Genomic DNA, 442 nt, shown 5'->3' with positions numbered 1-442 from the left:
GTGGTAAGGGCGACGCCGAAGTTCAGTTCGGCCAGTGAGGCGTTGGTGATGTGAGGTACGAAGCGTGCGATGTCGGCGGTGAACCCGCCGATGTCGCTCCAGGGGGTGGTGGAGCCCATCCGGATCCAGGACTGGGCGAGTGCCGGCCCGTCGTTGTAGGCCATGCCGATCATCGTGCCGAGCATCCCGGCGCTCATGCTGCGGTCGATGCGGCCGACCATGCCCCAGTCGATGACGTGGACTTTTCCGTCGGGGCTGATCAGCACGTTGCCCGGATGGGGGTCGGCGTGGAAGGTTCGATCGATGAAGAAGCCCTTGAACATGTAGGCGACGAATTCCTTGGCCATCTTCTTGCGCTGCTTGCGGCTCAGTTCGCCTTCTTTGAGCCGGTGGGCGGCCTGTCCATCGGCAAGGCTCTGGACAAGGACGCGCGGAGTGGCGA

Annotated in this window: 1 protein-coding gene; it reads right to left on the bottom strand. The window is 63.8% G+C overall.

All coding sequences use genetic code 11. The features are described 5' to 3' along the window. The coding region (locus Q3W56_RS20705) for an AarF/UbiB family protein (RefSeq protein WP_302896704.1) at positions 1 to 442 on the bottom strand (442 nt) is incomplete at both ends.

Source organism: Bacillus sp. C28GYM-DRY-1, from assembly GCF_030519405.1.
GTDB classification, from domain to species: Bacteria; Bacillota; Bacilli; order Bacillales; family Bacillaceae; genus Bacillus; species Bacillus spizizenii_A.
Note: the sequence above shows the minus strand (reverse complement) of the source record. Positions and strands in the feature narration are given on the sequence as shown.